We start from the raw sequence: 20,135 nt of genomic DNA on the forward strand, positions 1-20,135 counted from the left end.
TCCACTCTATGCAAAATGACTTTAAATTTTCTTATATTGATTGGTATTTTGCAAAAAAGTAACCCTAGATAGAAGGTTAAACACTCTATAGCAACCTATTAACTTTATGTAGATGAATTAAAAAAGTTTATTTCTGCTTTATACTAAGAATAAAGCAAATCACCACGAAACCAATTTTATAACCTAATGACAGACTCACTATTAATGATACTTTTGTTGATAATGCTGTTTTTCTGATAATACGATTAAAATTGGCATTGCTATTAGTGTAAGTATTGTTATTACTGCTGGTGTTAATATCTCCCCCAGAAAGCTTAACTTAAAAATGTAGAATTAATAAAAAACAATGAATATTTCATTTAGTATCATACTTTGATAATCATTTTTATTACTTTACCTTAGTTAATTTCCTTCATGCCATGATGTCAAAAAACTTTCTAACATTGCCTTTGTGACAGGTTTTTCAATATGATGGGTAATGCCCTTTTTATATAGATTTTCAACAGCGTCTTCCCCCACAAGTCCTGTCAACGACACCTTAGGTGTGTTCCTATTTATTCCACTACTTTCAACAATACATAGTTGTTCTGCGACATCACTGCCCTTTAAGCCTGGCATGTTTTCATCTAAGAAAATAAGATCGAATGGCTGCTTACTGGTTATATCTAAGGCTTCGAGCCCATCATCAGCACCCGTCACCGAACAACCTAAGCTTTGTAACATGATAATAGTCAGCATCTTACTAGGCTTACTATCATCTGCCACAAACACATTTAATTGATTTACTTCTTGCATTTTCTTCTCCTGATTAATTTATTAAAGCACTATTTTAGTGGTATCTTTTAAGGTCTGTTCTATTAAAACGATGTATTTATGTAGAAGTAAACAATCAACCCACCTTTACTAGTAACACTTTATTTTAAATACCTTAAATATATTTATTGATATCACCCAACGATATAATGAAAAATATGATGATTAATAAAGCAATTAATATTCCACTATTAATATATTCATCACCGTAATTAAACAATCCATAAAATTAATATGAAAAAGTTACTTTTGTCCTAAAAAGTAAAACATGTGAGTGAACGTTTTATTGCTTAAACTATAAGCGTTTTTATTACACATGTTCAAATAAACTAAGTTACAAACTCATTAACTTCAAGTTGAAAATCAATATGAAAAAATAATAGACCCTGTAAATAATTTAGAGATTTTCAAGCTCTGCTATCAGAAAAATATTTAACCGTAAGCCTTCGTTAGCGTCCATACTTCTTACACATTTATACCCTATACTCAATCTATCCTCATTAAACACCTAAAACTCAAGGAATAGTTATGCGCTATTTATTTTTTTTCGCCATCCCATTTATGTTAATAGCTTGCGGTGAAAGTGATCTCAGCACTTCAAAGCCGAACGTTACTAAAGAAGCAATTAACACTGATAATTTTATCTCAGGCGCCCTAACAACTGCCCCTGTAATTGTCGATTGCGCCTTGAGCGGAGGAACTCAAACCACCTGTTATCGTTTAACCATTGCTGGTGCTCCTGCCGATCCTGAGACCTCCCCGGAAGGCCCCTACTGCCCCCAAAACATTTCATCGAGTAAAGAGGAAGGCGGAACATGGATTGATGGCAAAGGCACTGTTTATAAAGTAGATGGAAAATTCATTGAAAATTTATCGACGCTTTACAAAGATAAACAATGGCAAATGTATGATATAAAAACAGGTAAAGTCACCATCATAAGTGGTGCGAGAGGCTGTGAAGTAGCAGGCGATCCACGACCAATTCCAGGGTTTAACAATTTTTGTCTAGAATGCCCACTTGATGAAATCGATGGCGGCATAAAGAAAACAGTCTTTATCCCAACAAAACCGGTACCCACTAGCAAACCCACTCAGATTAGAGGTCGAGACAATACAGGTATTGCATTAAATGGCGTGTTATTAGGGCCACCAGCTCCACTTGATATGATACTAAGCAGTCATACGCTAGGGGTATTTGACCAATGCGGTGGACATGCTAATCCACATGAAGGTTATCATTATCACGCTGCGAATGGATGCGCTGAGCTTGGTATCCAAAAAGATGGACATTCACCAATGATTGGTTATGCCTTAGATGGATATGCTATTTATGCAAAGACAGACAAGAGCACTATAGAAGCAGAAGGACTGGACGAGTGCAGTGGTGAAACAGATCAAATTCGTGGTTATCATTACCATGCTTCAGCGCCAGGTAAAAACCAAATTTTTGGTTGTTATATGGGTGAAAAAGGTTATTTTGAAGAAGACGCAAGATCTGAACAGTCACGACCTAAAATGGATGATAATGAACCTAGTCATAGACCACTAGATGAGTAAATGAAAATAATGAATAGAATCCTAAATAGACCTCAATGAAAAATTATTTTTTATATTCGACTTACAGCATCTTTAGTCTTTTGAAATAAAGACTAAAGACTTTTAAACCGGTAGTGATACTAAATTATTTGCAGCTAAAATAGATATTCAATGTTAACCGCAACAGTAATCCATTAGTTATGGTTAACACCGTATAACTGACGATGTATGAGCTAACTATAAGTTAGTTATTATTTAATCATTTCTTGATGCATCGCTTTTACTAATGCGACTAATGCTTCTTTTGACAGTTTGTTAACTGATTCGACTGTAGTGGCTAGTTTTTCTTTATCTTCAACGATTGGCGTGTAGTCGATAGTTGGCTTAAGAATAGCTTTAATCAACTCTTTGGCTGTTTCAGGGTCGTTGTTTGCAATCGTCTCTAATACTAATGCTTTCATGTCTGCATTTTTGTTTTGTAGTAATTTAGAAATATGCGTAAATCCGACAATTTCACATTGTACTAATGTGCCAAATTCAGGCAGTTTAGACCAAGCCACTAATGTATTCGTAGTGACTTCTTCAATCTCTGTTGCTGAACACTCTGAAATGATGTTTGTCCATATCCAATCATTAAAGGCTTCATCATCACTAATAATGTCTCTTACTTCTTTACAAGCTTCTCCGATTTTATATTTTGCTTCACGTTTTTCTTGTGCTTCTGGCGCATTAGTATCGATGTAATGCGTGATATCTAAGTACTTTAGAATGGTTGATTCTTGTTCTGGTAATTCTATGCTCATTAAAACGCGCCTATTATGTTGCATCACATGATTGGATGACTTAGTTTGTGCGGATAAAATGGGCGCAGTGTAACTTACAAAGGCCATGTAGGCTATTAGCTTTGAATCTTGTTTAACGTTTACTTAATGATTGATGATGACCATTGTGAATGGCACTTTTATACAATCGTGTTTGAGGTTCACCCTTGCATCAGTATGGATTAGTTTTACTGTGTGCACTGGTTTTTTAAACCATTTAATACTTTTAAAGCAGTAGGCGGTGGATTAATCAGCATTTCTTGATAAGCCGCTTCCAGTCTCTGCAAAAATGCATCCGATGGTGGTCTTCCTGAAAAATCATCAATACTCGCCGAAAACTTAATCCCCAGAATTTCACACATGACTTTTTCTAAGCCCTGAGGCCTTGCTTCCACCATTTCAAATTTATTCTGTTCTTCTGCACTTCTGCCACATGGCGAATACCAATAGCCAAAATCGTCTAACATTCTTCTTCGATACCCAGCCAAACAATAATGAGACAATTCATGCAATAGGCTTCTCGGGTAATTATCACGAAAATAGATCACTGCTTTGGCATTGTCTTTTGCTGCTTGATAAAAGGGTTCGTCTGCCCCGCCTTCTATACTCAAATCAGGAAAAACATTTGCCAATATGCCGATTAAATATTGGCAAAATTCATCATCGGTAAAACGGTCATTCATTTATCTATCATCCTAGTACGACTAAAATAAGGCCGAGAGTGTCATTTTATTGATTTATGAAGTGTTTTTGTTAGATAAAAAACAATAAGTTCGACAAAAATAAGCGCAAATTATACACTCCACTCACTGTTCAATCTAACTAATAAAGATAAACCATGTCATTACTCAGTAAACTTCGTTGCGCATTCACCTTAGGACAAGGTGTCTTAATTGAAAATAAAGCACTCACGACCACTAATGACCCAATTCAGTTTTTTGATACTTGGTTGAAAGAGGCTGAAAGCACAGGTGTTGTATTACCTGAGTCGATGTCAGTTTCAACTTGTACGACTGAAGGACGACCTTCTTCACGTATGGTGTTATTAAAAGAAGTTGATCAAAATGGCTTTGTATTCTTCACTAACTACGGCAGTAGAAAAGCCGGTGAACTAGAGCAAAACCCTTTTGCTGCTTTATTATTTCATTGGAATATTTTACAACGTCAAGTGCGTATCGAAGGTAAAATTGAGCGTATTAGCCATGAAGAATCTGAAGCTTATTTTCATTCTCGCGGACGTGGTAGTCAAATTGGAGCTTGGGCTTCAAAACAAAGCCAAGTATTAGATCAACGCCAAACACTTGTTGATAGTGTGAAGTTTTACGAAGAAAAATTTGCAGGCAAAACCATTCCTTTACCTGAGTTCTGGGGGGGGTACCGTGTTATCCCTGAAAAAATTGAGTTTTGGCAAGGTAAAGCAGATCGGTTACATGATCGTTTTATTTATACAAAAAAACAGACTGAATGGGTGATAACTCGCTTAAATCCTTAACGTTATTGATAACTTCATTATCATAATCAATACAACATGTGCTTTATTATTCGTTCCAATAAAGCACTAGTGTTGCACCACTGATTGAACTTCCATAATTAATAGAAAGCCCGATACCAATATTATCTAGCAATGGAATTTGGTTATTAGTATCAATTACCCAACCGAAACTCGTTTCATAATAATAGCCATTATCTGCAATAGCAGTTAAATCACCAAACAGATCAATCCTTTTAAGGTCGATAGTTAAAAAATCACCAACACCCCATAAATCAGGTACACCCACCGTAAATTCTACACCATTAGTGACACGCCAACCTTCTGGATTAATGCTATAAGGGTCATCAATAGAGCCTGCTAAACCTTGCCCATATATATAGTTGTTATTATTGTGTGCTCTCCATGTGCCCCAGGTTTCTTCTCTTTCATAACCGATACCTACTTCAGGCTCTATAATGGCAGTGAAAGCACTGATATTGAATTCATTGTTATCAAAGGTTGCTTTAGTCTCTTCTGGAAAACCATCACCATAATTATAATCATTTTTATAATAGATAAGATGTAACCCTAAAGCGGAGGTTACATACCAATGATCAGTAACATGGTAAAACTGAGAATAACTACCATACACACCAAAGGTGTCTTGCTTTAATTCATCTGTGACATCAGAGAAGATTTCACTGTCACGGTCTGAATTTATATAAAAAGCACGTACAGTCAGAGCATGATCCCAAGCATCACTCTTAGGCTCTAAATCCCATGTATAGGGAATTACAAATACATTTAAACTGTTTTTTAAATCAACAGTATCTTCATCGCCAAAGCCAGGGTCATCCACTTCTAAATCAAAATTAGTAAAACCAAAAGTCAACGCACCGCTATCAGACATTAATGTCGCAATGGCAAAGGCTTCTTCAGTTGAGTCAAAAGAGGAACTATCAGCTGCATGCACATGACTACTAAATGCTCCCGTAGATAAGGCAATTAGTATAAGTTTACTGTGATACTTAATATTCATTGTTATAACCAACCATGCTCTTCGAACATGTCTGCTAATTTATCTAATTCTTGATCGATATGTGCTTTCCAGCTGATACCATTTTGGGCTGCACCCAGTTGTTGCATAAACCAATTATAAAAAACAGCGTTATCAAATAAGCCATGTAAATAAGATGTATAAATGTTAGCTTGTTGCCATCCCATATTGTCATTAATAAAAGGTTTAACGGCTTCACTTAACACAACACTTTCTCCATGATGAATTTCATAAGCTTCTACTTTTTCACCAACCCAATCGAAGGTTCTCTGAAGCGTAGCTTTGTCATGCGCTAAGGTAGTACTTAAATCAATAATATCTAAACCTTGTTTATTGCCATCTTCCAGTTTTAATGGATCATTAATACTGTTGCCAAGGATTTGCAACCCTCCGCAAATACCCAGTATTAATTTATTCGTTTTACTAAATTGTTGAATCTGTTTATCCAACCCCGTTTCCTGTAGAAACGCTAAGCTCTTACCACTATTTTTACTGCCCGGTAAAATCACTGCATCAAAAACAGATAGATCTTGGTTTTTCTGAACAGGCACTAAGTTAACATCATTTTGATAAGTTAACGCATCGAACTCATCCATATTAGAGGCATAAGGATAGTAGATCAGAGCCACATTGATAGCACCGTGTTGCCAAGTTGTGCCTAAACGGAAGCTATCTTCTTCTGGTAATTGATGACGATGATAAGGCAAGTTAGCAACCGTAGGAATACCTGTTTTTTCTTCTAACCAATCCATCGCATTACCTAACAACTTAGGGTCGCCGCGGAATTTGTTAAGGACGAACCCTTTAATAAGTTTCTGCTCTTCTTCTGCTAAACATGACCAAGTGCCTAATAAATGTGCAAAAGAACCACCACGGTCAATATCAGAAACTAAATACACATCTGCCTGACAAGCTAACGCAACACTCATATTAACGATATCACCCTGGCGTAGATTGATTTCCGCAGGACTACCCGCACCTTCGATCACTATTTGCTGATGTTCACTTTGAAGTATTGTTAATGCCTTTAGAACTTTTGGCCAAAGTAGTTTTTTACGAGCCATCCAAGGCATATTAGAGATTTCAGTATCGACTTTGCCGTTAATGATAACTTGGCTAAAGGTCTCTGCACTGGGTTTAAGCAAAACTGGATTCATTAACGCAGAGGGAGTAACTTTAGCGGCAATCGCTTGTAAATATTGCGCACGGCCAATTTCTAAACCATCTTCTGTAATAGCAGCGTTATTACTCATATTTTGCGCTTTAAAAGGCGCGACATTAACACCTCTGTTAGCGAGTAACCGACAAATGGCCGTGACTATTAGTGATTTACCTGCATCACTAGTACAACCTAAAATCATGATTGGTTTATTTTTTACGGACATTAGTCTCACTTGAATTTATTTAATAATGTTTACTAAAACTAATCACGGTAAATAAATGATCTATTTTATTAGCAGTAAACTTCATTTTTTGTATTGTTTATTCTGTGTAAAATTTACCTCTATAATTTAATATAAAGCATATAGGTATTTAATTTTATAAGATATTTAACTTTTTATTTGAATTCAATAAAGCAAAAAAAAGCACTGTATTCACAGTGCTTTACAATAAGCTAACCTTTAGCTGATAACAAGTAATTAGCCACGACGAGCAATTACTGCTGCAGAGAGGTTTGCTAATAATGTTTCTGTTGCATCCCAACCAATACATGCATCAGTAATACTTTGACCATAAGTTGCAGCAACACCTTCACATAAATCTTGGCGACCTTCAACTAAATGACTTTCAACCATTACGCCTGAAATAGCTTTATCGCCACCAGCAACTTGGCTACAAACGTCATCACACACTTTCATTTGATTTTCGAATTTCTTCTCTGAGTTTGCATGGCTGAAATCGATCATTAGTGTTTCAGCTAGACCCGATTTTTTCAAATCAGTTTTAATGGCAGCAACATGTTCCGCACTATAATTAGGTGCTTTACCACCACGTAAAATGATATGACAATCTGGGTTACCGGCTGTTTCTACGATTGCACTATGACCAAATTTGTTAACCGATAAAAAGTGATGTGAAGCATTAGCTGCGCCAATTGCATCTACAGCGACTTTAATTGTACCATCTGTACCATTTTTGAAACCAACTGGGCATGAAAGACCAGAAGCTAATTCACGGTGAACTTGAGATTCTGTAGTACGTGCACCGATTGCGCCCCATGACATGAGATCTGCGACGTATTGTGGCGTGATCATATCTAAGAATTCAGTTGCAGCAGGTAACCCCATTGAATTGATATCTAATAATAATTTACGAGCGGTACGTAGACCTTTGTTGATATTAAACGTGCCGTTTAATTCAGGATCGTTGATTAATCCTTTCCAACCTACTGTAGTACGTGGTTTTTCAAAATAAACACGCATAACCACTTCTAGTGAATCTTTGTATTTTTCACGTAGCGGCATTAATTTAGCAGCATAATCAAGCGCCGCTTCTGTATCATGAATTGAACAAGGACCAATGATCACTAACATACGGTCATCTTCGTCGCTTAAAATTTTGCTAATTGCATTACGAGAACCAGAAACAGTACGGCTGATTTCAGATGTAGCTGGAAATTTCTCTAATAGAGCAATAGGGGGTAATAATTCTTTGATTGCAGTTATATTCACGTCATCTGTCTTAATCATAATTTGTCCTGAAGCACTTCGTTGTGCTGGTAGTTAGTTTTTAATTTATCTTTTACTTCTATTTATATTATAAAAAATATTGTTATTGATAATGTTATTAGTACTGTTTTTATCGTTTTAGGCACTTTTTTTATTTAACTTTTTGCTAAGTGAAAAACATTAAATCTTAAATTAAGAAATATTATGGTTTTTACTTTTTTATATCAGTTTATCTATCGTTTTATTTTAAACATCAATCCATTAAAGGACTATACGGTTCAATAACCACCGTTTCACCTTCGGCAATACTGCCTCGGTCTTGTTCAAGTACAATAAAGCAATTTGACTGACTCATTGAACTAAACACACCAGAACCTTGATTTCCAGTAGTTGAGACAACTAGCTGGCCTTGCTCATTAACTGAGTAGGTACCACGTTGAAAATCAGTTCTTCCTGGTGCTTTTGACAATGCATCACTGCATATTGCATTCAAGCGTAGAGCAGGTTTAACAAGCTCACCACTCATTTTGGCCATTGCTGGCACAGCTAATTGATATAGAGTTACGATAGCGGAAACCGGATTTCCTGGCAACCCAAAAAAGACACTGTTTTGCAACTGGCCAAAAGCGAACGGTTTGCCTGGTTTAATGGCTAGTTTCCAAAATCCTATTTCACCTATTTCATTTAACACTTCTTTAATGAAATCAGCCTCTCCCACTGATACGCCGCCGCTTGTTATTACAACATCAGCTAGTTGATCAGCTTTGATCATTGCCGCTTTAATTAAAGCGTAATCATCTTTGATAATGCCAAAATCAATCACTTCAACATTTAAACGAGACAAAAGAGCCATAATACTATATCTATTACTATCGTATATTTCGCCTTGCTGTAACGTCTCACCTAAACTTTTTAACTCATCACCAGACGATAATACCGCTACTTTAAGTTTTCGATAAACCTCAACATTTGCAATACCTAATGATGCAAGTAAAGGGATATCACGTGGCGTTAATTTATGTCCTTTTTGCAAAACGTGCTGTCCAATACTTAAATCTTCGCCGGCAAAGCGAACATTGTTATTGATTTCAGGTGCATGACTAAAAGTAATCTGCTTTCCTTCTGCTAAACATTGCTCTTGCATAACCACACAATTTAACGAATCAGGTATTAATGCACCTGTCATTATTCTGATACAACAACCTGTATCGACTTCCCCATTAAAAGGCACTCCTGCAAATGATTTACCGACTAATGTTAATTTAACCGGATTTTCAGCAGAACAATCTTTTAGATTATCAACGTGTAATGCATAACCATCCATTGCTGAATTGTTAAAAGGTGGTACGTTCTTTTGTGACACAATATCTTCACAAAGTGTAAAGCCTAGCGCATCCGATAATGGTAACGTGATTTTGTCACATACTATCGACAACGCTTGTTGCATTGTTTCCAACGCATCAGCTAACGGCATTAATCCTTTTGCATTACAACAGCTCATATGGGTTACTCTATTTTGATTAGTGAATTTTTAATAATAATTATTAGTTATTACTTATTAGTTTTTACTTATTGATTATCGAAAATTGATTGGTATTTCATTATGTATTGCTCAGTGTAAAGGTACAATATTAAAACTTCGCTGAGCCGCATAAAGATCAATGAATGTGCTTAAATTTATCTAAAACTTTAATTTACACTCAAAAATTTTTAATTTACACCCGAAAAACATAATTAGCTTACTCAAACGCTTTAGCAGTAGCATCGTTAGGTAAAGATTCTGGTACTTTAATCCCTTTTAAATTACTAAAACAGCTTTCAATGGCCGTTGTGATAAAATCTTCTATAAAGGCTAATGAATTTTGCTCTTCTCTTACCGCTGCATAAAGTGTTTTCCAAACGCCATTTTTCCCTAAACGCCTCGCAACAACATAGTCTTTTTGGAGGTATTCAAACAAAGCCCAATTTGGTAAACCTGCTACGCCTCGACCACTTGCGACTAGTTGCAACATCATTAAAGTCATATCTGCTTGGCGAATTTTTGCAGGTGCCACTCCTTCTGGTGTTAAGAAAGCATTAAAGATATCTAAACGCTCTTTTTCAACAGGATAAGTGATCAACGTTTCTTCACTGAGATCTTCTGCTTCAATATAAATTTTATTGGCTAAAGGATGATGACGGCTTAATGCCAGCATCGATTGATAACTAAATAGAGGGATATAACTGATACCCTCTATCGGTTGAGGATCTGACGTCACCACTAAATCTAAGTTACCTCGCTTTAATGCGGGTAAAGGTAAAAAACTAAAACCACTTGAAAAATCTAATTCAACTTCAGGCCAGCTATCACGAAACTTATCAATGGCCGGCATCAACCACTGAAAGCACGAATGGCATTCTATCGCCATGTGTAAACGCCCTGCATCGCCAGAAGCAAAGCGTGATATATCACGTTCAGCTTGACGAATTTGCGGTAATACCTGATCTGCTAACTCTAAAATGCGTAAACCTGAAATGGTAAAACGAATTGGACGTGATTTACGAATAAACAAAGAACAATCTAAACGTTGCTCCAATTCTTTTAACTGGTGTGATAATGCAGATTGCGTTAAGTGCAATTGCTTTGCAGCCTCTACTAAACTACCTGCTTTATTTAGTGTTGATAACGTTTTTAAGTGTTTGAGTTCGATCATAATTAACCTTAATAAAGCATTAAATAGTATTAGTATTCCATAAAAGTTAATTATTTTCACACTATATAAGCAATCATTGAATATAATTAATCATTATCTGAATATACCTCATCATATTGTTGATTTCATCTTCACTAAATCAATCAGATAAGGTACTTTATGTCATTGTTTAAAGCATTATGGAAATTAGGATTTAAGGGGTTTAAATGTATTCAATTGTTCGTTCAAACAAACTAGATAATGTCTGCTATGACATTCGTGGACCTGTATTAAAGCAAGCGATGAAATTAGAAGATGAAGGTCAGCGTATTCTTAAATTGAACATTGGTAATCCCGCCCAATTTGGTTTTGAAGCCCCAGAAGAAGTGTTGATGGATGTGATCAAAAACTTACCTAATAGCCAAGGCTATTGTGACAGCAAGGGGCTGTTTTCTGCGCGTAAAGCCGTCATGCAACATTACCAAGCTAAAGGGCTTTTATCGTTAGATACCGATGATATCTATATTGGTAATGGCGTCAGTGAATTGATCGTAATGGCAATGCAGAGTTTACTTAATAACGGTGATGAGATTTTAGTCCCAGCACCTGATTATCCATTATGGACAGCTGCAGCTAACCTGTCTGGCGGTAAAGCGGTACATTATATTTGTGATGAAGAATCAAACTGGTTTCCTGATATCGACGATATCAAATCAAAAATCACCTCTCGCACTAAAGGTATTGTGTTAATTAATCCAAATAACCCAACGGGTGCCGTTTATAGCAAAGATTTACTAGAACAAATTGTAGAGTTAGCACGTCAACACAACTTAATTGTTTTTTCTGATGAAATTTATTCAAAAATTGTTTATGACGATGCAGTCCATATTCCATTAGCAACTTTAGCCGATGATATTTTGATTGTAACCTTTGATGGTTTATCAAAAGCTTATAGAGTGTGTGGTTTCCGTGTTGGTTGGATGATGATAAGTGGTGCGAAAAAGCAAGCACGTGATTATATATCAGGCATAGAAATTCTAGCGAGTATGCGTTTATGTGCCAATGTACCGATGCAACATGCGATTCAAACGTCATTAGGCGGTTATCAAAGCATTAATGAACTGACTGTCCCTGGTGGCCGTTTATATGACCAAACGCAAACAGCTTGGAAATTATTGAATGATATTCCGGGTGTGAGCTGTACTAAACCAAATGGTGCTTTATATCTTTTCCCTAAATTAGACCAAAAACGTTTTAACATTAAAGATGATCAACGTTTTGCAATGGATTTATTAGTCGAAGAAAAGATCCTAATTGTTCAAGGTACCGGCTTTAACTGGCACAAACCAGATCACTTCCGTATCGTTTGTTTACCACGTGTCGATGAGATGGCGATAGCAATTAAGAAAATTGCTCACTTCCTAGATGGATATAGTCAGTAAGCAATACTAGAAACCCGTATCGAAAAAGTAAACCAAGAAGCTATATTAAAAAGGTATATCAGAGAGATGTCGAACTTATCACTTGAATTCAAGAATCAATAACTATTGAGTTCGACAGTTTCAATTCTATTAAGCCCCTTTCTATTAACGAAAAGCTATTAATGAAAAACTATTAACGAAAAGCTATCAATAAAAAAGCGATTAACTAAATAGCTTTAAGCAACATAGCGATGAACGACCTTTAACATTAAATAGTATGGTCACTGTATTAACATTCATCACCATCAAGTCATCACTCAACCTCATTTGTTCTTTTTTGCCCTTTATTATTTTTGACGCTTATTTGTTTTGTAAGTCAATAAATAGTAATGATAAAATCAACTCTCCTTTCACTATTTTATTTATTTCACACGAGATAAAAATGTTTAAAAAAATAGCACTTGCGATTATTTCATTATGTTTCTTCTTACTTTTATTCATTGATATCAACACTGTTATTTCAGATCGATTAATTGATGCATTATGGCCTATTGGACACGTTACTGTGTTTGCATTTTGGGGTTCGTTATTCTTACTTTACCAGCCCACCGTAAAAACAGCCTCACTCAAAAAACAATTCTTATTAATGACGGCTTTCTGTTTCATTTTTGGAATATCAATTGAATTAATCCAACCTTTTTTTGGACGTTCTAGAGAACTAGAAGATGTTTTTTTGAATTACGTAGGCATGTTACTGAGCATTATTTTATTTAGTCACCACTATATTCACTGGCGCTATAAGCTACTTTATTTTTGCTTGCTTGGTTATTTACTTTCCCCTTCTACACTCTGTGTTTATGATGAAATTAAAGCAAAAGCTGAGTTTCCAGTGTTAGCTTCTTTTGAACAAGACGTTGCTTTAACACGCTGGAAAGCAGATCAGTCTTTATCCTTGGCAATACCTAAACAATTAAATATGCAGCAAAATAAACAACTAAGTCATTTACCCTCAGCCATCAATAAAATGATGAAAGTGACTTTTGTTCCTCGTGAATATAGTGGTGTTGCTCTACGTTATTTCGAAGGTGATTGGCAAGATTACAAAGAATTAGTCATAGGTTTTTATAATCCTAATACCGCCACTGAAGCAGAAATTACAGAAAGTGATAAAGTAGGAAGGACAAAACTTGAAACATTACCTGTTACCTTACTGATCACTGATGGGCATTACGACAAATCAAAACCAAACTATAAAGATCGCTACGAGAAAAAATTACATATTGAACCAGGCTTCAGTGAGATTAGCATTCCATTAAATACAATCAGGGATGGTGTTCAGTTAAGAAAGATGGATTTAAGTAAAATGGCAGGAGTTGATTTTTATATGTATGAATTAGATGGGCCAGTTAACCTTTATATCGACCAATTATATTTACAGTGATATTAATATCAATCACACTAATTAGCCGTTCTATTTTATTGGTTAAAACAACCTATTGCTTCGTTGGAAGTTTCGTAAAGAGAGCGGTCATTAAAGAATTAATATTTTTTAATTAATACTCTGAGAGATGATTAACGAAGTTAATCTTAGAAAGATCTTAATTTACGCCTTGAAATCAGTCATTTTTTCTGTGCAAATTAGAGTTCTTATGTAATGTGATTGCTATAATTTATTGTTCTAGCAACACAAACAAAAAGGGAGACTAATTAGTCTCTCTTTTTATTGATAACCGTTCAGCATATATTGTCAATCAATATATATTTTATTGAAGACTTTACAAAGGCCCGTATACTTTATCCGTTAAACGCACATGAACAGTGATTTCTTCACGATCATGATATAGATGCTTCGCTTGTAATTCATAATTGAATCCCGCTTCTTCAATCATATCCGTCAGTAATTTCAAATCATCAGTCGCTTCTTGATAACGTTGTTTCATTGGTAATTTAAGATTGAAAATAGCTTCTTTACACCAACCATCGATTAACCACTGCGCCATTAATTTAGCAACTCGTTTAGGCTTTTCAATCATGTCACACACTAACCAGTGAATATTTTTACGCTCAGGTTCAAACTTAAATCCATCTTCCATAAAGTGAGTGACTTGCCCTGTTTCCATCAAACTATCGGCCATTACACCATTATCAACACAACTTACAAACATACCACGTCGTACTAACTGATAAGTCCACCCGCCAGGACATGCGCCAAGATCAACCGCACGTAAACCTGAATGAGCACGTTCTTCTTGCGCTTCTTTGGTTAAAAAAGTCTGGAAAGCTTCGTCTAATTTAAGTGTTGATCGGCTAGGTGCTTCATTAGGAAAACGTAAACGAGTGATACCCATGTGCAATTCGCTACGATTTTTAGGGAGTGAATATCCAACATACGCTGTTTCATAATCCATGAAACAAACATGTGTGCGTCGTTTTTTTAGGTTTTCTTTGTTTGTTAGGTTATTGTGTTTTTTAAGGGCTTGTCTGAAAGGAACCGTAAATTTACGGCAAAATGTTAATAAGGGTTTGGTTTCATCGCCTTCAGGACATTCAACATAAACATCACCTGCCATTGGTAAGTTACGTGTAATGTCTAAAATAGGTGTAATTCTGTCATCTGCAGGTAAGTCTTCAAGCAGTGCGACCGCAACAATCATTTGCCGAGCAAAGATAAGTTGAGCAAAATTAATCTGCTCTGATAATGCCTCCACTTGTGTTGGCTCATAACAATGGTATAAAACAAAACCACTATTTTTAAGGGTTTTAATATAACCAAAAACTTCTAACTCACTCGCTTTAGCTTGAATTTCATTTGCACAGTCATTTTCAAAACCAGGGCGACAATATAACAGAATACCTAACATACAGACTTAAACCTTTATTTTCTTTGTGTAAATAGCATGGCAATAGCGACAAATAACCACGCGAGTATGAGTAATAAACCACCTAATGGAGTCACTAATACTAATAATTTTGAGCCTAAAAATACTAAGTAATATAGGCTACCGCTAAAACATACAGTACCCAATGTGAAGCAATATAAGCTAATGGTCAGTAACCGACTTGTAAACATTGAATTTAATAGTGATATTACTATTAGTGTGATGGCATGAAACAGCTGGTATTGTGCAGCAACTTGTACCTGAGAGACTTGCGCCGTATTTGCCCAAGTCGACAAACCGTGACTTGCATAAGCGCCAAACATAACCGCCGTTGCACCTAGTAAGGCAGCGATGGAGATAAAACAACGTGATTGTTTAGTTATCAGCAATGTTAATAACCTTATTTATTGCAGAACTTAGTAACCGTTTTTTAATAACAGTGACTTAGTCATTGCTATTAAGAAATTAATAGCAATTATGTAGAGTCGTCATTACCTAGTGACAATTGTTTGGCAACACTTGTCACTAGTCTTTATTCAGTATTAACTATTCAGTGACAATAGGCTCTAAGCTTTTTGCTAAGTCATCCATTTGTTTCATTTGCGTTAAGAATGGCACTAACTTATCTAATGGTAACGCACATGGGCCATCACATTTAGCATTAGCTGGATCTGGGTGAGACTCCAAGAATAACCCTGCAATACCCTGTGACATACCCGCTAAACCTAGTTGTACTACTTGGCTACGACGGCCATCAGCACTATCTAAACGCGCACCTGGTTTTTGAAGTGAATGTGTCACATCAAAAATAACTGGGTAACCTGTTTCTTTCATCGTACTGAAACCTAACATATCAACGACTAGATTGTTGTAACCGAAACAGCTACCTCGTTCACATAGGATAATTTTATCATTACCCGCTTCTTTAAATTTAGTGATGATATGTTGCATTTCATGTGGTGCTAAAAATTGTGCTTTTTTAACATTAATAACTGCATTAGTTTCAGCCATTGCTTGTACTAAATCAGTTTGACGACTTAAGAACGCAGGTAATTGAATAACATCTACAACTTCAGCAACTGGTTTTGCTTGGTACGGTTCATGTACGTCAGTTATAATTGGCACATTAAAAGTAGATTTAATGTCTTCAAAAATACGTAAACCTTCTTCTAAACCAGGTCCGCGGTAGCTGTTAATTGAAGAACGATTTGCTTTATCAAAAGATGCTTTAAATACATAGGGAATGTTCAGTTTAGAAGTAGCTTCAACATACGTTTCAACCATTTTCATCGCGAGATCACGAGATTCTAAAACATTCATCCCACCAAATAAAACAAATGGACGATCGTTTGCAACATCAATATTGCCTACTTTGATAATTTTCTGGCTCATCTTTACTCTCTTATTCGTTGGCAACCGTAGTTGTCAAAAAAGTTACTTAGTTTGTTTAATGAATAGTTTGAGCATTATGCTCATCATTCATTTGTTTAATTTGTCGTTTTAATAAATTAACGATTGGGTCTTCAGGACATTGCTCAATAAAATAAGTAAAATCATTGCACGCCAGCTGAAAACAATCTAATTGCTGAAACAAAAAACCACGATCCCTTACTTCAAAGGCATCTTCTGGGTCTAAACGTAATAAAATATCGCTACACAGTAATGCTAATTCAATATTTTCAGCTTGAATATAAGCTGCTTTTAATACGCTCACGTAACGTTTAATGATAGTTTCAGTACTATCCGCTTGCAACATATCAGGTGTTAAACGGGCATGGTTACCTAACTGACCACGTACCTTTAATTCTAGTTGTTGAGTATCAACAATATCACCATTAAAAGGGTCAATATAAACAGGTCCATTTTCTAACTCGACTTTAACAATAAAGCCACTTGGAAAACAGATACCAAAAGCACTGAAACCTGTCTCTTTTAACATCTCAATCAATAGAATACCTAAGCTAATAGGCACCCCTTTACGACGCGATAATACTTTTGATACTAATGCATTTTTAACTTTGAAAAATGCTTTCCAATCACCTTTAAAACCTTGATCGTGGTAAACACTGTTTAATAAAGTTTGTAGTTTATCTAAGTTTTGTTGCGTTTTATTTCTTACTTGAGACTTAACAATAATCAATTGTAAACGCATTGAATCTTGAAATTGTAAGATTGATTGTCCAGTAATTTCAGCTTCAGCCATACTGGCTAACTGTAAAAGAGAAAAAGCACTATAATCTATCGCTTCATGAATAATGCTCGTGTTAACAACGGGTTGTTCAACAACACCCAGTTCGTCTAATTCCACTGTCTACCCCACTAATAAAATGGCTTGTTTAGTGAATGCTAATTTAGCGATATACGCAAGCCAACCGAAAGCACCAATAAACGCTAACCATTGAATGTGTGTTTTGGTCTTAGTATTTAATGCCACTTGCACCATTGAGAAGTATGCAACAAAAGCGATCATTTTTTCTAATAACCAGTATCCACCTTCAGCAAAAGGGTTAAAGTGTAATAGCCCCATTAATGCTAAGCCAAGTAAAATAATTGCAACATTGGTATGTATATGTATTTTTTTAAATACGGCTTTTTGTGCATTAGCATGGCCTGATTTAAGCCAATAAAATCTGACTATAAACATGATGATAGCTAATAAAATGAATGTCATGTGGGTGTGTTTTAAAATTGAATACATGTTTGTCCTATTTATAAATAATAAATGCTTAGTGATAAGGTATTACTTACCTTTATGTTTAACTGGTTTGTCTTTAACTAATGCTTGTTTAACCAGTAATATCAAACCATTAATGTGATTGCTTGTTACAAGTTACGCTAAATGGCCTAAAGTAACACGATCATTTTTAGCATAATCTTGCTCTGTTTTTATATTAATAAAATCATTTTCTCGTAAAATTGCTTGCACTAAAGCACCTTGTTCAAAACCATGTTCAAAGAGTAAGCACCCTCCCTCTTTTAAATGATGTTTTGCTTGTTCACAAATATGGCGAATATCAGACAATCCTTGTTCATTAGCCACTAGCGCAGATAAAGGTTCAAAACGTACATCACCTTGTTTGAGATGCACATCGTTAGCATCAATATAAGGGGGATTGCTAACAATGATATCAAACTGACCATGCACATTTTCAAACCAGTTACTTTGATAAATGCTTACATTATGAAATTGTAAGCTATCACGGTTTTCAATCGCTAACTGAATGGCTTGCTCACTAAAGTCGACACCGGTACAAACGGCATTAGGTAATTCGCTTGCAAGTGCAAGAATAATTGCTCCAGTGCCCGTTCCAAGATCTAAAATATGCGCGTTAACAGTACTTTTAGTTAGCGCTATCTCAACTAATATTTCCGTATCAGGTCTTGGAATTAAGGTGCTGTTATTGACTTTCAGCGGTAAAGACCAAAATTCACGCTCTCCTGTTAAATGAGCAACAGGTTGACCATTAACGCGTTTTTCAATCAAACCTTCAAACTGTAATTTTTGTTGTGCACTTAAATCGCGTTCAGGCCAAGTTAGTAGATAAATGGTTTCTTTATCTAAAACAAAGGCCAATAACACCTGCGCATCTAATAAAGCAGAATCGCTATTAACTAGCGTATACTCTGCCCAGATTAACGCATCATCAATACGCAATTACAAGCCACCCTGTGCAAGTGCAGCTAATTTATCAGCTTGGTCTTCCTGTAAGATTGGATCGAGTAATGCCTCTAATTCACCTTCTAATACTTCATTTAGACGGTAGATAGTTAAGTTAATACGATGATCACTTACACGGCCTTGCGGATAGTTATAGGTTCTAATACGTTCACTTCGGTCACCACTGGCTACTAAGCTACGACGAATATCTTGCTCTTCAGCATTATTCTTTTCATCTTCTGCTTGTTGCAAACGTGCTTGTAGTACTGACATTGCTTGTGCACGGTTTTTATGCTGTGAACGCTGATCCTGACATTCAACCACTGTACCCGTTGGTACGTGTGTAATACGAATAGCAGAATCGGTTTTATTAACGTGCTGACCACCGGCACCAGAGGCACGGAAAGTATCCACTTTCAAATCAGCAGGATTAATTTTAATTGCTTCAGATTCTGGAATTTCAGGCATCACTACCACAGTACAAGCTGAAGTATGGATACGACCTTGAGATTCAGTTTCAGGCACACGTTGAACACGATGGCCGCCTGACTCAAATTTCATTAGACCGTAAGCACCATCGCCTTCAATTTGCATAATAACTTCTTTATAACCGCCTTGCTCACTGGCATTGCTAGTCATAATTGTCATGCGCCATTTTTTAGTATCGCAAAACTTGCTATACATACGGAATAAGTTACCCGCAAAGATAGCCGCTTCATCACCACCCGCACCCGCACGGATTTCAACAAAACAGTTACGATCATCATTTGGATCTTTTGGCAGTAATAAGATTTGTAATTCATCGGCTAACTTTTCAACAGCATTTTTAGCTTCAACCACTTCATCTTGCGCCATTTCACGCATATCTTCGTCGTCATCTTCTAGCATAAGCTCCGCTGCAGCTAAGTCTTCTTGCGCTGATTGGAATGCTTTAAACGACAGTACAACTTCTTCAAGTTGAGAATATTCTTTAGTTAATTCACGGTATTTTGTTTGGTTGCTAATAGTGTCAGGATCACCTAATAACGCTTGAACCTCTTCATAGCGTTCAACTAAAATCTCTAACTTTGCAACAATTGATGCTTTCATTTTTATCTCTTCTTATGAATAGGTAAATAGCCTAGCTATTCTTTTTGTG

19 protein-coding genes are annotated in these 20,135 nt (G+C 36.0%); 4 read left to right on the forward strand and 15 right to left on the reverse strand.

The window, feature by feature from the left end; all coding sequences use genetic code 11:
* Nucleotides 1-402: 402 nt before the first annotated feature.
* Nucleotides 403-795: a response regulator gene (locus tag GQR59_RS09625; protein ID WP_160061977.1), complete on the reverse strand. Its 393-nt coding sequence runs from the start codon at nucleotides 793-795 to the stop codon at nucleotides 403-405.
* A gap of 579 nt (nucleotides 796-1,374) precedes the next feature.
* Here GQR59_RS09625 and GQR59_RS09630 point away from each other — a divergent pair.
* Nucleotides 1,375-2,370 carry a YHYH protein gene (locus GQR59_RS09630; protein WP_160061979.1) on the forward strand — a complete coding sequence of 332 codons (996 nt, stop codon included), beginning with the start codon at nucleotides 1,375-1,377 and terminating at the stop codon, nucleotides 2,368-2,370.
* Nucleotides 2,371-2,600: 230 nt separating this feature from the next.
* On the opposite strand, the gene GQR59_RS09635 is transcribed toward GQR59_RS09630, so the two are convergent.
* Nucleotides 2,601-3,152, reverse strand: a complete 552-nt coding sequence (locus tag GQR59_RS09635; protein ID WP_160061981.1) for a hypothetical protein — start codon at nucleotides 3,150-3,152, stop codon at nucleotides 2,601-2,603.
* Between the two features lie 206 nt (nucleotides 3,153-3,358).
* On the reverse strand, nucleotides 3,359-3,853 hold the full coding sequence (locus tag GQR59_RS09640) for an elongation factor P hydroxylase (protein ID WP_160061983.1): 495 nt from the start codon (nucleotides 3,851-3,853) through the stop codon (nucleotides 3,359-3,361).
* A 155-nt stretch (nucleotides 3,854-4,008) separates the two neighbouring features.
* Here GQR59_RS09640 and pdxH point away from each other — a divergent pair, with 155 nt between their 5' ends.
* Entirely contained in the window at nucleotides 4,009-4,662 is a 654-nt protein-coding gene (gene pdxH / locus GQR59_RS09645) for a pyridoxamine 5'-phosphate oxidase (protein WP_160061985.1), read from the forward strand.
* A gap of 46 nt (nucleotides 4,663-4,708) precedes the next feature.
* Here the strand turns inward: pdxH and GQR59_RS09650 are convergent, their stop codons facing one another.
* The 5 genes from GQR59_RS09650 to GQR59_RS09670 all read right to left on the reverse strand — a co-directional run bounded on the left by GQR59_RS09650 (nucleotide 4,709) and on the right by GQR59_RS09670 (nucleotide 11,060).
* Nucleotides 4,709-5,680: a Solitary outer membrane autotransporter beta-barrel domain gene (locus tag GQR59_RS09650; RefSeq protein WP_160061987.1), complete on the reverse strand. Its 972-nt coding sequence runs from the start codon at nucleotides 5,678-5,680 to the stop codon at nucleotides 4,709-4,711.
* A gap of 2 nt (nucleotides 5,681-5,682) precedes the next feature.
* Nucleotides 5,683-7,083 (reverse strand): cobyric acid synthase, encoded by a 1,401-nt coding sequence (locus GQR59_RS09655; RefSeq protein ID WP_236546706.1) that lies wholly within the window; start codon nucleotides 7,081-7,083, stop codon nucleotides 5,683-5,685.
* 255 nt (nucleotides 7,084-7,338) lie between these two features.
* Nucleotides 7,339-8,391 (reverse strand): 3-deoxy-7-phosphoheptulonate synthase AroG, encoded by a 1,053-nt coding sequence (gene aroG, locus GQR59_RS09660; RefSeq protein WP_160062544.1) that lies wholly within the window; start codon nucleotides 8,389-8,391, stop codon nucleotides 7,339-7,341.
* A gap of 229 nt (nucleotides 8,392-8,620) precedes the next feature.
* Nucleotides 8,621-9,868, reverse strand: a complete 1,248-nt coding sequence (gene moeA / locus GQR59_RS09665) for a molybdopterin molybdotransferase MoeA (protein ID WP_160061989.1) — start codon at nucleotides 9,866-9,868, stop codon at nucleotides 8,621-8,623.
* 238 nt (nucleotides 9,869-10,106) lie between these two features.
* Nucleotides 10,107-11,060 (reverse strand): LysR family transcriptional regulator, encoded by a 954-nt coding sequence (locus GQR59_RS09670; RefSeq protein ID WP_160061991.1) that lies wholly within the window; start codon nucleotides 11,058-11,060, stop codon nucleotides 10,107-10,109.
* Between the two features lie 206 nt (nucleotides 11,061-11,266).
* Between GQR59_RS09670 and GQR59_RS09675 the strand changes: the two genes are divergently transcribed.
* Nucleotides 11,267-12,481 (forward strand): pyridoxal phosphate-dependent aminotransferase, encoded by a 1,215-nt coding sequence (locus GQR59_RS09675; protein ID WP_025565589.1) that lies wholly within the window; start codon nucleotides 11,267-11,269, stop codon nucleotides 12,479-12,481.
* A gap of 421 nt (nucleotides 12,482-12,902) precedes the next feature.
* Nucleotides 12,903-13,901: a VanZ family protein gene (locus GQR59_RS09680; RefSeq protein ID WP_160061993.1), complete on the forward strand. Its 999-nt coding sequence runs from the start codon at nucleotides 12,903-12,905 to the stop codon at nucleotides 13,899-13,901.
* Between the two features lie 334 nt (nucleotides 13,902-14,235).
* Here the strand turns inward: GQR59_RS09680 and rlmM are convergent, their stop codons facing one another.
* The 7 genes from rlmM to prfA form a co-directional block, all read right to left on the reverse strand.
* Complete coding sequence (gene rlmM, locus GQR59_RS09685) at nucleotides 14,236-15,321, reverse strand: 23S rRNA (cytidine(2498)-2'-O)-methyltransferase RlmM (RefSeq protein WP_160061995.1); 1,086 nt, start codon at nucleotides 15,319-15,321, stop codon at nucleotides 14,236-14,238.
* Nucleotides 15,322-15,335: 14 nt separating this feature from the next.
* Nucleotides 15,336-15,728, reverse strand: coding sequence for a DUF423 domain-containing protein (locus GQR59_RS09690; protein ID WP_236546707.1), 393 nt, complete (start codon nucleotides 15,726-15,728; stop codon nucleotides 15,336-15,338).
* Nucleotides 15,729-15,885: 157 nt separating this feature from the next.
* Nucleotides 15,886-16,731, reverse strand: a complete 846-nt coding sequence (gene kdsA / locus GQR59_RS09695; protein ID WP_160061997.1) for a 3-deoxy-8-phosphooctulonate synthase — start codon at nucleotides 16,729-16,731, stop codon at nucleotides 15,886-15,888.
* A 55-nt stretch (nucleotides 16,732-16,786) separates the two neighbouring features.
* Complete coding sequence (locus GQR59_RS09700) at nucleotides 16,787-17,647, reverse strand: SirB1 family protein (protein WP_236546708.1); 861 nt, start codon at nucleotides 17,645-17,647, stop codon at nucleotides 16,787-16,789.
* Nucleotides 17,648-17,650: 3 nt separating this feature from the next.
* A complete protein-coding gene (locus GQR59_RS09705; protein ID WP_160061999.1) occupies nucleotides 17,651-18,037 on the reverse strand; it encodes a SirB2 family protein in 387 nt (128 codons plus the stop codon).
* A gap of 132 nt (nucleotides 18,038-18,169) precedes the next feature.
* Nucleotides 18,170-18,994, reverse strand: a complete 825-nt coding sequence (gene prmC / locus GQR59_RS09710; RefSeq protein WP_160062001.1) for a peptide chain release factor N(5)-glutamine methyltransferase — start codon at nucleotides 18,992-18,994, stop codon at nucleotides 18,170-18,172.
* Nucleotides 18,995-20,086 carry a peptide chain release factor 1 gene (prfA, locus tag GQR59_RS09715; protein ID WP_160062003.1) on the reverse strand — a complete coding sequence of 364 codons (1,092 nt, stop codon included), beginning with the start codon at nucleotides 20,084-20,086 and terminating at the stop codon, nucleotides 18,995-18,997. It lies immediately after the preceding gene.
* Nucleotides 20,087-20,135: the final 49 nt, after the last annotated feature.

Origin of the sequence: Psychromonas sp. L1A2 (genome assembly GCF_009828855.1) — a bacterium.
Classification (GTDB): domain Bacteria; phylum Pseudomonadota; class Gammaproteobacteria; order Enterobacterales; family Psychromonadaceae; genus Psychromonas.

Bases quoted from the DNA above. Each gene is read 5' to 3' on its own strand.
- GQR59_RS09650 (WP_160061987.1), bottom strand. From the start codon at position 5,680: ATGAATATTAAGTATCACAGTAAACTTATACTAATTGCCTTATCTACG.
- GQR59_RS09670 (WP_160061991.1), bottom strand. From the start codon at position 11,060: ATGATCGAACTCAAACACTTAAAAACGTTATCAACACTAAATAAAGCA.
- GQR59_RS09680 (WP_160061993.1), top strand. From the start codon at position 12,903: ATGTTTAAAAAAATAGCACTTGCGATTATTTCATTATGTTTCTTCTTA.
- GQR59_RS09640 (WP_160061983.1), bottom strand. From the start codon at position 3,853: ATGAATGACCGTTTTACCGATGATGAATTTTGCCAATATTTAATCGGC.
- pdxH (WP_160061985.1), top strand. From the start codon at position 4,009: ATGTCATTACTCAGTAAACTTCGTTGCGCATTCACCTTAGGACAAGGT.
- GQR59_RS09630 (WP_160061979.1), top strand. From the start codon at position 1,375: ATGTTAATAGCTTGCGGTGAAAGTGATCTCAGCACTTCAAAGCCGAAC.
- rlmM (WP_160061995.1), bottom strand. From the start codon at position 15,321: ATGTTAGGTATTCTGTTATATTGTCGCCCTGGTTTTGAAAATGACTGT.
- GQR59_RS09635 (WP_160061981.1), bottom strand. From the start codon at position 3,152: ATGAGCATAGAATTACCAGAACAAGAATCAACCATTCTAAAGTACTTA.
- GQR59_RS09705 (WP_160061999.1), bottom strand. From the start codon at position 18,037: ATGTATTCAATTTTAAAACACACCCACATGACATTCATTTTATTAGCT.
- prfA (WP_160062003.1), bottom strand. From the start codon at position 20,086: ATGAAAGCATCAATTGTTGCAAAGTTAGAGATTTTAGTTGAACGCTAT.
- GQR59_RS09655 (WP_236546706.1), bottom strand. From the start codon at position 7,083: ATGTCCGTAAAAAATAAACCAATCATGATTTTAGGTTGTACTAGTGAT.
- GQR59_RS09675 (WP_025565589.1), top strand. From the start codon at position 11,267: ATGTATTCAATTGTTCGTTCAAACAAACTAGATAATGTCTGCTATGAC.
- moeA (WP_160061989.1), bottom strand. From the start codon at position 9,868: ATGAGCTGTTGTAATGCAAAAGGATTAATGCCGTTAGCTGATGCGTTG.
- GQR59_RS09625 (WP_160061977.1), bottom strand. From the start codon at position 795: ATGCAAGAAGTAAATCAATTAAATGTGTTTGTGGCAGATGATAGTAAG.
- kdsA (WP_160061997.1), bottom strand. From the start codon at position 16,731: ATGAGCCAGAAAATTATCAAAGTAGGCAATATTGATGTTGCAAACGAT.